The sequence below is a fragment of the Streptomyces sp. NPDC005402 genome (assembly GCF_040606575.1).
GTDB lineage: Bacteria > Actinomycetota > Actinomycetes > Streptomycetales > Streptomycetaceae > Streptomyces.
The window spans coordinates 179,618-191,564 of record NZ_JBEXFB010000013.1 but is presented as its reverse complement, the minus strand read 5'-3'; the positions used below and the strand labels follow the sequence as shown (position 1 = coordinate 191,564).

Here is an 11,947-nt window from a genome sequence, read left to right as displayed (position 1 = left end):
CCGCAAAGAAGACAAGAACCCGCTCGGCGAACAGGCGTCCGGCTCAAGCGAACGCAGTGTGTGGCACCCGGTCCGCACGTCGCTTGGGTGCGCGCGGACCGGGGCCGTTCAAGGAGCCGTGCGGCTCAGTGGGTGGCGAGTTCGCGGGGCTCCAGGGCCGCCGCGTGGGCGTCCATCCGCTCCGCCGCCAGGATCGCCGCCGCCGTGTCCGCACGGGACGCCGCCACGAGCAGCGCGCGCCCGGCCACCGCGTGGGCGCGGCGGTGCAGGTCGGTGAGGTGCGGTTCCGAGGTGACCGAGGTCAGCGACGCGCGGGCCGGCGCGCCTCCGCCCCGCAGTCGGGCCACCTGCTCGGCGAGTCGCTCGGCCGCGGTGTCCAGGTCGGCGGACGGTGCCAGCGCACGCAGCTCGTCCGTGACGGCGAGCAGTGCGGCGAGATGGCCCGCGAGCTGGATGTCCAGCTCTTCCTCACGGGAGCGGTGGGGGAAGTCGGTGGGGGCGTCGGCCATCGTGGAGTGGACCGACTTGGTGCGGATCGGCTCGTACATGGGATGGCCTCCTGTGCTGTCAGGAAACCATCCTAGCTTGGATTCCGTCTAAAGTTGAGCGGGTCGAAACACCGTATCCAGGGCTTACGGCTGCCCGTACCCGTCCAGGAAGTTCCCGATCCGCCCCACCGCGTCCCGCAGGTCGCCGACCGTGGGCAGCGTCACCACCCGGAAGTGGTCGGGCTCGGGCCAGTTGAAGCCGGAGCCCTGGACGACCATGATCTTCTCCTGGCGCAGCAGGTCCAGGACCATCCGCCGGTCGTCCTTGATCTTGAAGACCTTGGGGTCGAGGCGCGGGAAGAGATACAGCGCCCCCTTCGGCTTCACGCAGCTCACCCCGGGGATCTGGGTCAGCAGCTCGTACGCCACGTCCCGCTGCTCGACGAGCCGGCCGCCCGGCAGCACCAGGTCCTTGATCGACTGCCGTCCGCTGAGCGCGGCGACCACCCCGTGCTGGCCCGGCATGTTCGCGCACAGGCGCATGTTGGCCAGGATGGTCAGGCCCTCGATGTAGGAGTCGGCGTGCGCGCGCGGACCGGAGATGGCCATCCAGCCCACTCGGTAGCCGGCCACCCGGTACGCCTTCGACATGCCGTTGAAGGTGAGGGTGAGCAGATCCGGGGCGATCGACGCCGTCGGCGTGTGCGTGGCGCCGTCGTAGAGGATCTTGTCGTAGATCTCGTCCGAGCAGACCAGCAGGTTGTGCCGGCGGGCGATGTCGGTCAGCCCCTTGAGCATGGTCTCGTCGTAGACCGCGCCGGTGGGGTTGTTGGGGTTGATGATGACGATCGCCTTGGTGCGGTCGGTGACCTTGCGCTCGACGTCCGCGAGGTCGGGCATCCAGTCCGACTGCTCGTCGCACCGGTAGTGCACGGCGGTGCCGCCCGAGAGCGAGACGGCGGCGGTCCACAGCGGGTAGTCGGGAGCGGGTACGAGGACCTCGTCGCCGTCGTCGAGCAGGCCCTGCATCGCCATCACGATCAGCTCGGAGACGCCGTTGCCGATGAAGACGTGCTCGACGTCGGTCTCGATGCCTATGGTCTGGTTGTGCATGACGACGGCCCGGCGCGCGGCGAGCAGTCCCTTCGCGTCGCCGTATCCATGGGCCGTCGAGACGTTCCTGAGGACGTCCTCGAGAATCTCCGGCGGCGCCTCGAACCCGAAGGCCGCGGGGTTGCCCGTGTTCAGCTTGAGGATGCGGTGCCCGGCCGCTTCCAGGCGCATTGCCTCCTCGAGCACCGGGCCCCGGATCTCGTAACAGACATTGGCGAGCTTGGTCGACTGGATCACCTGCATGTCTGGGAGCTTACGGCCCGGTAACGGCGGGTGGCTCGTGTTTTCCGCCACTTGAGACGCGGGGGTTTGGGCTGTTATCGCCGGCAGCTGTCCCACCTGCCTCTTCCGTCCCTGCGATCCCTCGTCCGGTCGAGGCCGTTCGGTACGAGTTCGGGGCGCTGAACGATTGTCGGCCGCGGCGTACGGGGAGTGCACGGATCCGGCGGCCAGGCGCGGCTGACGGAACACGTACGACGCGACGGCCGAACTGCCACGGACCGAACCCACTGGCCCAGAGTCCGGCGACGGAGGCCGAGCGCGACCCGGACTGCGTCGGCCGGGTCACCCGGTGACGGGCCGTCTGCCGAGGGGCGCCCTGTGACGGGCTGTCTGCCGTGGGGCGGTCTTGCGGCCAGGTGTCTGGCGACGGTGGCGCGCTGTGAGGGCCTGTCTGACGACGGGCCGCTCCGCGGCGGGTGTCTGCGACGGTGCCGCCCTGTGACGGGCCGTCTGCCGACGGGCCGCCTTGCGGGGCTGGGTGTCTGGCGAGGGGATGCCTGCCGAGGGGCTGCCCGTCGACGGGAGCGGTCGGCGCTCGCATCGGGTCGTCGTGGCCGTCGGGGCTGTAGGGGCGAGGTGCATCGCAGGGCTGCTCCTGTCGGGCTCCTCCTCCGCACCCGAGCGGCGCCCGGGGTGCGGTGCCGCCGCGGCCTCCGCGGAGAGAGCGGTGCTACCGCCCCCCGGGGTCTCCCCTCCGCTCGCCCGGCGGCCTCGGTCGTGACGGCGTCTGCTCGCCCGGCGGCCTCGGTCGTGACGGCGTCTGCTCGCCCGGCGGCCTCGGTCGTGACGGCGTCTGCTCGCCCGGCGGCCTCGGCCGTGACGGCGTCTGCTCGCCCGGCGGCCTCGGCCGTGACGGCCTCCGGTGGGTCGGCGACCCGGCGGCGGCGCCATCCTGCGCTGACAGTCCCGCGGACGCGTCCGCAGGCCCGCGGGCGAGTCCGCGCCGTCACCGAACTGGTCGCGGGGGAGTACACACCCTCCCCGTCGGCGCACCCGCGCTCCCCGTCACCGTCCGGGCTTCCCAGGAGGCCCTCGCGGCGGTCGAAGTCGTGAGCGGCGCGGAGCCGTACGGGCCGGTGGCGGTGGTCCTGTGAGGACGCGCGCGGGACGCTCCTTGACGCCACCGGCAACGTGGTGGACTCCCTCACAACCGGCCCGGGCGGCAATTGCGGCAGCCCGGACCTTCTCCGACGCCCCTTTCGCGAGCGCCGCCACGGCCACCGCCGACGGTCGGGGAAGCCCCACGGAAAGCGGCGCGCGCAGGGTGGCGCCAAGACGCGCAAGTAGCCGTAGGGCTGGGTAAGTTGACCTCGCTGAACGGGAAGTGGGGTGTTCCTGCTGTCCCGGATGTGCAGGTGTCGTCCGTCGAGAGGTGCGGGCTCGGCACAACTTCTTGCCCAAGTGACCACCCTTCTTCACAATGTCCATGTCAAACTCACGGGCGGCCGGAAGATTTCCGGTCGCCCAAGTCGCAAGAGGGGACCCCCACATGAGAAAGCCTCTCGTCGCCGCAGTCAGCGTCCTGGCCCTGGCCGGGATGGGCGCGGCACCCGCGGTCGCCGCCGAGCCCACCGCATCGGGTGTCGGCAAGAGCGTGGACACGGACACCCCCGTCTCCGTGGTCCACGACGTGGTCACGTCCGCCACGTCCACCCTGTCCCAGCTCACGTCACCGTCGCCGAAGCTCAAGGCCGTGACCCTCGCCGGGACCGTCTCGCTCAGCAACTGCTCCGGCTCGGTCATCCGGTTCCCGAACTCCAAGGACACCGACCCGGCGCTGGTGCTCAGCAACGGGCACTGCCTCACCACCGGCTTCCCCGAGCCGGGCGAGGTGCTCACCAACCAGGCCTCCAGCCGGACCTTCGGGCTGCTCAACTCCTCCGGCACCCGGGTCGCCACGCTGCGCGCCAGCAAGCTCGCCTACGGGACGATGACCGACACGGACGTCTCGATCTACCAGCTCACCAGCACGTACGCGTCGATCAAGAGCTCGTACGGCATCTCCGCGCTCACCGTGCAGGACACGCACCCGACCGCCGGGACCGCCATCACCGTGGCCTCCGGCTACTGGAAGCGGCTCTACAGCTGCAACATCGACGGGTTCGCGTACCGCCTGAAGGAGGGCGACTGGACCTGGAAGGACTCGGTCCGCTACACCTCCGCCTGCCAGACCATCGGCGGCACCTCGGGCTCGCCGGTCATCGACCAGGCCACCGGCAAGGTCGTCGCCGTCAACAACACCGGCAACGAGGACGGCGAGCGCTGCACGGAGAACAACCCGTGCGAGGTCGACGCGAACGGCAACGTCACCGTCCGCGAGGGCATCAACTACGCCCAGGAGATCTACAACATCCCGGCCTGCTTCGCGACCGGCAACCAGCTCAACCTGAACGCGAGCACGTGCACCCTGCCCAAGCCGTAGGGCCCAAGCCGTAGGGCACCGTCCGTAAGGCCCCTTCCGTAAGGCGCGACCAGTAAGGCGCGAGGCGTTCCGTCACATGGGACTGCGACGGACCGCCCGCCCCGCCAGCACGTCCGTGCGCCGGCCGTCCTCGATCACGAAGCGGCCGTCGACCAGGACGTGCGGGATGCCGGTCGGCAGCCGGCGCGGGTCGGCGAAGGTCGAACCCGCCGCCACGGTGGCGGGGTCGAACAGCACGAGGTCCGCCCGGTACCCCTCGCGGACCAGACCGCGGTCCGGCAGGCGCAGCCGGGACGCCGGGCGCGAGGTGAGATGCGCGACGCACTCCTCCAGGGACAGGACCCCCAACTCCCGCACGTACGTGCCGAGATACCGCGGGAACGTGCCGTACGCCCGCGGATGCGGCTTGGCGCCCTGCAGGATCCCGTCGGAGCCGCCGGTGTGCACCGGGTGCCGCATGATCGTGCGGACGTTCTCCTCGTGGCCGACGTGCTGGAGGATCGACGGGGCGAGCCGGTCGGCGAGCAGAAGCCCGCGGGCGGTCGTCCAGGGGCTCTCGCCGCGCGACCGGGCCGACTCCGCGACCGTACGGCCGACGAAGTCCGTGAGGGCCGCGTCGCCGACGCCCGAGATCTCGATGGTGTCCCACTCGACCGGCACGCCGTGGCAGCCGTCCGCCCCCACGACCTCCATGTGGTGCCGGATCCGCTCGGCCGTGTCGTCGTCCGCCAGCCGTTTCAGCACCGCCTCCGGACCGCCCTCGCTCGCCCAGCTCGGCAGCAGGGCCGCGAGGGTCGTGGCGCCGGGCGTGTAGGGGTAGGTGTCCAGGCTGATGTCGGCGCCCGCGGCCAGCGCCTCGTCCAGGAGGGCGAGCAGCTCGGGGGCCCGGCCCTTGTTCACGCCGAAGTTCATGGTGGCGTGGGCGAGATGGAGGGCGCAGCCGGCCTCCCGGGCCAGGGCGATCATCTCCTCGTACGCCTCAAGGGCGCCCGCCCCGTACGAGCGGTGGTGCGGGCAGTAGTAGCCGCCGTACTCGGCCACCACGCGGCACAGCTCGGTGAGTTCGGCGTCCTCGGCGTACATGCCGGGGGTGTAGGTCAGCCCCGAGGACATGCCGAGCGCGCCCTGTTCCATGCCCTGTGCGACCAACTCGCGCATGCGGTCGAGCTCTTGCGGAGTCGCCTCGCGGTCCTCCCAGCCGACGACGAGCGCGCGGAGCGTGCCCTGGGGGATCAGATAGGCCGCGTTGACGGCGATCCCGCGGTCCAGGCGGTCCAGGTACTCGCCCACCGACCGCCAGTCGAAGTCGATGTCGTCGCCGTGGCCGTTCCACCCGGTGATGGCGCGGCGCACCTCCTCCAGGGTGCGGTCGTCGACCGGGGCGTACGACAGCCCGTCCTGGCCCAGCACTTCGAGCGTGACGCCTTGCGCGGCCTTGGCGCTGTGATCGGGGTCGCGGAGCAGGGCCAGGTCGCTGTGGGCGTGCATGTCGATGAAACCGGGGGCCAGGACCAGTCCCTCGGCGTCCAACTCCCGACGGGCCTTGGGGCGTTGGCAGCCGGCGTCGGCCGCCTCCTTGACGATCGACACGATCCGGCCGCGGTCGACCACCACGTCGGCGCGGTACCAGGGGGCGCCGCTGCCGTCGACGACGTCCGCGTCCCGGATGACGAGCTCTTCCATCGCCGGGCTCCCTTCGGGTCTCAGAAGAACGTGCGGATGTATGCGACGACCGTGCCGTCGGCCTCGGCCACCGGGATCAGCTGCCACTTGTCGAAGGACGTGCACGGGTGGGAGAGGCCGAGACCCAGCCAGTCGCCGATCTCCAGGTCGGCGCCGGGGGCCGTGGCCAGCCAGGCGTGCTGGTCGGAGAGCGAGGTCACCTCGATGCCGGTGGCCGGGCGCTCGGTGCCGCCCCGGCGGACCACCTGGGGGAAGGGGAGGTCGAGGTCGTGGGCCGCGTCGCGCTTGCCCGCGTTGGCGAAGGCCTGGTCGGGGGAGGGGCGGGAGACGATCTGCGTCCACAGCCGGAACGCGGGCTCCAGGGCGCCCTCCTCGGGGATCCGGTTGAAGGGGGTCACCCTGCGGTAGTGGCCGTCGTCGTGCGAGACGTAGGCACCGGAGCGGAGCAACTTCAGCACGGGGCGGGAGAGTTCGGGGATCTCGGCGAAGACGTCGGCGACCGCGTCGAACCAGGCGCTGCCGCCGGCGCTGATCACGATCTCGTCCGGTGCCGCCGCGGCGAACCGTCCCGCCTTGTCGAAGTCGGCGGCCAGCGCGACGAGTCGGCGCAGCCAGGTGCGGACGCGCTCCGGGTCGGCCCCGGGCACCTCGCCCTCGTAGCCGGCGACGCCGACGAGCCGTAGCGTCCCGGTGGCCGCGACCGCTTCGGCGACGGCCGCGCACTCCGCCTCCGTGCGGGCGCCGGTGCGGGCGCCCTCCCCGGCGGCGAGTTCGACGACCACGTCCAGAGGGCGGGTGGTGCCCCGGAGGGCCGCGTCCATCAGCTCGACCCCGCGGACGGAGTCGACGTAGCAGACGAAGCGGAAGGTCTCGTCACTCGCCAGCTCGCCGGCGATCCACCTCAGGGCCGCCGGGTCCACCAGTTCGTTCGCGAGGAAGACCCGCTGGACGCCGTACGCCCGCGCGACCCGCACCTGGTGGGGGACGGCCAGGGTGATGCCCCAGGCGCCGTGCTCGATCTGCCGCTGGAAGAGCTGGGGGGCCATGGTCGTCTTGCCGTGCGGGGCGAAGGCCAGACCGTGGCGGGCGGCGTACGTCTCCATGAGCGCGAGGTTGTGCTCCAGGCGCTCGGCGGAGAGGGCGAGCACGGGGGTCGTGAAGCCGTCGGTGAAGAGGTTGCGGCGCTGGGCGGTCAGCTCGGCGACGGTCAGGCCGTCCGCGTCCGGGGGGAGGCCCTTGAAGCGGTGGTCGACGCGGTCCTCCGCGAGGCGGGCGAGCGCTTCGGTGCCTGTGCCGAGGGACACGGGACCTCCCTGATCAGGTCGGTTGCAGTATCTGCAACAGCCATTGCGTATGTCGCTTACTGCTGTCTAACATCCAGGCCAACGCCGGGTCAACGAAGGAGCCAGGACCATCGTGAATGCCCCCGACGCCGTGGACGTCGTCGCGCTCGGCGAGTCCATGGTCACGTTCCTGCCCAGCCGGCCCGGGCGGCTCGCCGACGTGCCGTCTTTCGACCGGGCGATCGGTGGGGCGGAGTCGAACGTGGTGTGCGGGTTGGCTGCCGCCGGCTTCGCGGTCCGGTGGGTCAGCCGGGTCGGGGCCGATGGGTTCGGGGATCACCTGGTCGAGGCGATCGGGGGGTACGGGGTCGATGTCTCCTCGGTGGGGCGTGATCCTTCGCGGCCCACGGGGGTGTACTTCCGTACGGCGGGGGACCGGGCCACGGATGCGCACGAGGTCGCTTACTACCGGGAGGGGTCGGCCGCGTCGGCGATGTCGGTCGAGACGGTGGACATGGCGGCGGTGCGGGCGGGGCGGGTGCTGCACCTTTCGGGGATCACGGCGGCGTTGTCGGACACCTGTCTCGAGTTGCTGAGGGAGTTGACGGCTCCTGGTGCGGATCGGCCGCTCGTGTCCTTCGACGTCAATCACCGGGCCGGGTTGTGGCGGGACGCGGATGGTCCGCGGGTGCTCCTCGAGCTGGCCCGCGAGGCCGACATCGTGTTCGTGGGGGAGGACGAGGCGGAGGAGGCGTGGGGGGTCGTGGGCGGTCCGGCGGCTGTTCGTGCGGTGCTGCCCGAGCCTTCGGTGCTGGTGGTGAAGCAAGGAGGGAAAGGGGCTACCGCATGGGTGTCGGGTGCGGGCAGCCGTGGGCTGGGCGCGCCCCGCGGCGGAGCCGCATATCGATGCAGCCCCGCGCCCCTGGGGAGGTCCCAGTCGCCGCCGGCCGATACGCGGCCGTCGAGCACCTTCGTCCCCGCCCTCGCGGTCGACGTCGTGGCGACCACCGGCGCCGGTGACGCCTTCGCCGCGGGGTTCCTCTCCGCGACCCTCCGGGACCTGCCCCTCCGTGACCGCCTCCGCCACGGCCACCTCTGGGCCGCCGCCGCCCTCACCGCCCCCGGTGACCTGGCGGTACCCCCCTCCCGCCCACACGCCGACCGCCTCGCCGCCGTCGGGGACGACACGTGGGGGAGACTTCGACTCGGCCCCGGCTGGACGCAAGCCGACACGGCCCCGGAGGAGGTACGCACCCCATGAGCCAGACCGTCGACCGCGCACTGAGCATCCTGCCGCTGCTCGCCGAGGGCCCCGCCGACCTCGGCCAGGTCGCCGAGCGCCTCGGTGTCCACAAGTCCACCGCGCTGCGACTGCTGCGCACCCTCCACGAACACGGCATGGTCTACCGGCAGTCCGACCAGCGCTACCGCCTCGGCGCCCGCCTCATCGCCCTCGCCCAGGAGGCGATGGAGAACCTCGACATCCGCGAGATCGCCCACCCCCACCTCGTACGGCTGAACGAGCAGTGCGGTCACACCGTCCACCTCGCCGTGTACGAGGAGGACGAGGTGCTGTACATCGACAAGGTCGAGAGCCGCTACCCGGTCCGGATGTACTCGCGGATCGGCAAACCGGTCGCCATCACCGTCGCCGCGGTCGCGAAGCTGCTGCTCGCCGACCTTCCCGAGGCCGAGCGGCAGGCCCTCGCGGACAAGCTCGAATACCCCCTGTACACGGCCCGTTCGACACCCAACGCCCCCGCGTTCCTCCAGGAGTTGGAGCGGGTGCGCGAACAGGGCTGGGCCACCGACCTCGGTGGCCACGAGGAGTCCATCAACTGCGTCGCGGCCCCCGTCCGCGGCGCCGACGGGAGGGTCGTCGCCGCGATGTCGGTCTCCGCGCCCAACGTCGTCGTCACCGCCGAGGAACTCCTCACCCTCCTCCCGCAGGTCCGCCGTACGGCCGATGCCATCAGCGGCGAGTACTCCGGCAGAACCACAGCAAAGGACCCCGTATGACGGACAAGATCGCGCTCACCCCCAGCACCCACACCACCCCGCCCGCGAAGTTCTCCCACGGCGTGAAGAAGGGCAACCTGCTCCAGGTCGCCGGGCAGGTCGGCTTCCTGCCGGCCGAGGAGGGCAAGCCGCCCACGCCCGCCGGGCCCACCCTGCGCGAGCAGACCCTCCAGACCCTCGCCAACGTCAAGGCGATCCTGGAGGAGGGCGGCGCCTCCTGGGACGACGTGATGATGATCCGCGTCTATCTGACGGACGTGGACCACTTCGCCGAGATGAACTCGATCTACAACACCTACTTCGAGGAGCAGGGCCTCACCGCGCCCCCGGCCGCCCGCACGACGGTCTACGTCGGCCTGCCCGCCGGGCTCCTCATCGAGATCGACGCGCTGGCCGTGCTCGGCTGACACAGCGGCCGACGGCTCTTCGGCTCCCGCAACTCCACAACTCCGCAATCCCGCAACTCCCGTACGACGTAACCGGCATGGCCCCCTCACGGGCGGTCATGCCGCGATCTCCCCTGCCCGAAAGCCGGATGCACCTACCCAGAGGACCCCCATGTCGTCCTTTCCGCTCGCCGCCACCGCTCCCGAGGCCCCACCCCACACCGGTGGCCTGCTCCTCCTGATCGACGGCACCGGGGGTCTGCTGACCGTCGCCGCCATCGGTATCGCCCTGCTGCTCTTCCTGATCATCAAGGCGAGACTCCAGCCCTTCGTCGCCCTGCTCGGCGTCTCCATAGCCGTCGGCCTGCTCGCCGGCCTGTCGGTCACCGAACTCTTCGGCACGGTCCAGCGGTCGGACGCGGTGTCGACCATCGAGTCCGGCATGGGCGGCATCCTCGGCCATGTCGCGATCATCATCGGCCTGGGCACCATGCTCGGGGCCATCCTCGAAGTCAGCGGCGGGGCCGAGGTGTTGGCATCCCGGCTGCTCCATCTCTTCGGGGAGAAGCGGGCGCCCCTCGCCATGGGCCTGACCGGCCTGATCTTCGGTGTCCCGGTCTTCTTCGACGTCGGCATCTTCGTGCTCGCGCCGATCGTGTACGCGGCGGCCAAGCGCAGCGGCAAGTCGATCCTGCTCTACTGTCTGCCGCTGCTGGCGGGCCTCTCCATGACCCACGCCTTCCTGCCCCCGCACCCCGGCCCGGTCGCGGCCGCAGGACTGCTCCACGTGGACCTCGGCTGGGTGATCCTTATGGGCATCGTCTGCGGCATCCCCGCGGTGCTGGCCGCGTGGGCGTACTCCGCGTGGGTCGGCCGCCGCATCTTCGTCGCCGTGCCGCAGGACATGGTGGAGGCGGCCGCGGAGGCCAAGCAGGCGGTGATCGACGAGCAGCGGTCGCAGGGCGTCGAGCCGCGCGAGGACCCCGTCCCCCTCGGCACGGTCCTCGGCATCATCGGTACGCCCCTGGTCCTGATCCTCGCCGCCACCTTCTCCTCGATCGCGCTCGACCCCTCCACGGGCCGCTCGGTGATCGAGTTCTTCGGCAGCCCCTTCGTGGCGCTGACCATCGCGCTGGTCCTCGCGTACTACCTGCTCGGCATCCGCCGCGGCTGGTCCCGCAAATCCCTGGAGACGGTGTCGACCGCGTCCCTCAAGCCGGTCGGCAACATCCTCCTCGTCGTCGGCGCGGGCGGGGTCTTCGGCGCCATCCTCAAGGCCAGCGGGGTCGCCCAGGCGCTCTCCGACACCTTCAACGACGTCGGCCTGCCGGTGATCGTGCTGTCGTACCTGATCTCGGTGGTCCTGCGGGTGGCCCAGGGCTCGGCGACGGTCGCCATCGTCACCACGGCGGGCATCGTGGCGCCTCTGCTGTCGGAGGGGCACCACTCCCAGGCCTTCGTCGCGCTCGTCATCATGGCGATCTCGGCCGGTTCCATCTTCGCCTCGCACGTCAACGACGGGGGCTTCTGGATGGTGGCCAAGTACTTCGGCATCAGCGAGCGGGACACGCTGAAGACGTGGACCGTGCTGGAGACGGTGCTGTCGGTCGCGGGGTTCGTGATGGCCGCGGTACTGAGTGTCTTCCTGTAGGCGTTGTAGCCCCATGTAGGCGTCCGATAACGATGTAGGGGCCGACTGTGCCGGGCACAGGATCGTCGACCATACTGCCCGCTGTGGAGCAGCGCATAGGTTCGAGCAGCCAGCCCCTGGAAGGCGCCGGATTCGACCCGGCCTACGTCCCCGGGCTCACCTCACCCGGGTCAGGCGAGGCGGAGGACGCCAAGCCGGCGGACGTCGAGGCCGCCGACGCCGACGAGCCCACGGTCCCGGCGGAGGCTTCCGAAGAGGCCGAAGAGGCCGAGGAGGCCGAGGAGACCGCCGGGGAGGAAATCCCCGACGGTCCCGTCTTCGAGGCGTCCGACCGGCGCGCGAGGATCGTCGCCGACCACCGGGGCGTCCGGCTCTCCCTCGACGACCAGGCCTGCGAGTTCCGCTGGGACGAGATCGGCGCCGTGGAGACGGAGTCCCCGCGCTTCGGCAAGCGGTTCACCATCACGGTGCACACGCCCGACCGCCGCTGGTACCCCATCGAGATCGAGGCCACGTCGAGGGCGAGTTTCGCCGAGTGGGACGAACAGCTCGACGCGGTCATGGACAAGTACTTCGAGGACGAATCCCCTCAGACGGTGGAAGAGGAGTCCGACCTCTAG

The 11,947-nt window shown here is 71.1% G+C and carries 10 protein-coding genes; 6 read left to right on the top strand and 4 right to left on the bottom strand.

Going from position 1 to position 11,947, the window contains the following annotated elements; genetic code table 11:
• Window positions 1-125: 125 nt before the first annotated feature.
• Both ABZT02_RS25585 and ABZT02_RS25580 read right to left on the bottom strand, forming a co-directional pair.
• Window positions 126-548, bottom strand: a complete 423-nt coding sequence (locus ABZT02_RS25585) for a hypothetical protein (protein WP_356021081.1) — start codon at window positions 546-548, stop codon at window positions 126-128.
• A gap of 84 nt (window positions 549-632) precedes the next feature.
• Window positions 633-1,844: a pyridoxal phosphate-dependent aminotransferase gene (locus ABZT02_RS25580; protein ID WP_356021079.1), complete on the bottom strand. Its 1,212-nt coding sequence runs from the start codon at window positions 1,842-1,844 to the stop codon at window positions 633-635.
• A 1,528-nt stretch (window positions 1,845-3,372) separates the two neighbouring features.
• On the opposite strand from ABZT02_RS25580, the gene ABZT02_RS25575 reads away from it, so the two are divergent.
• Entirely contained in the window at window positions 3,373-4,305 is a 933-nt protein-coding gene (locus ABZT02_RS25575) for a serine protease (RefSeq protein ID WP_356021077.1), read from the top strand.
• Window positions 4,306-4,377: 72 nt separating this feature from the next.
• Here ABZT02_RS25575 and ABZT02_RS25570 read toward each other — a convergent pair whose 3' ends face one another.
• Complete coding sequence (locus tag ABZT02_RS25570) at window positions 4,378-5,988, bottom strand: D-aminoacylase (protein ID WP_356021075.1); 1,611 nt, start codon at window positions 5,986-5,988, stop codon at window positions 4,378-4,380.
• 20 nt (window positions 5,989-6,008) lie between these two features.
• Complete coding sequence (locus ABZT02_RS25565) at window positions 6,009-7,292, bottom strand: amino acid deaminase (protein ID WP_356021073.1); 1,284 nt, start codon at window positions 7,290-7,292, stop codon at window positions 6,009-6,011.
• 112 nt (window positions 7,293-7,404) lie between these two features.
• On the opposite strand from ABZT02_RS25565, the gene ABZT02_RS25560 reads away from it, so the two are divergent.
• From ABZT02_RS25560 to ABZT02_RS25540, 5 genes are all read left to right on the top strand, one after another.
• Window positions 7,405-8,532 carry a sugar kinase gene (locus tag ABZT02_RS25560; protein WP_356021069.1) on the top strand — a complete coding sequence of 376 codons (1,128 nt, stop codon included), beginning with the start codon at window positions 7,405-7,407 and terminating at the stop codon, window positions 8,530-8,532.
• Window positions 8,529-9,290 (top strand): IclR family transcriptional regulator, encoded by a 762-nt coding sequence (locus ABZT02_RS25555; protein WP_356021067.1) that lies wholly within the window; start codon window positions 8,529-8,531, stop codon window positions 9,288-9,290. Before ABZT02_RS25560 ends, ABZT02_RS25555 begins: the two co-directional genes overlap by 4 nt.
• The gene (locus ABZT02_RS25550; protein WP_356021065.1) at window positions 9,287-9,697 is read left to right on the top strand and encodes a RidA family protein; all 411 of its coding nucleotides are present in this window, start codon (window positions 9,287-9,289) and stop codon (window positions 9,695-9,697) included. Before ABZT02_RS25555 ends, ABZT02_RS25550 begins: the two co-directional genes overlap by 4 nt.
• A gap of 151 nt (window positions 9,698-9,848) precedes the next feature.
• Window positions 9,849-11,327, top strand: coding sequence for a gluconate:H+ symporter (locus ABZT02_RS25545; protein WP_356021063.1), 1,479 nt, complete (start codon window positions 9,849-9,851; stop codon window positions 11,325-11,327).
• A gap of 83 nt (window positions 11,328-11,410) precedes the next feature.
• On the top strand, window positions 11,411-11,947 hold the full coding sequence (locus ABZT02_RS25540) for a hypothetical protein (RefSeq protein WP_356021061.1): 537 nt from the start codon (window positions 11,411-11,413) through the stop codon (window positions 11,945-11,947).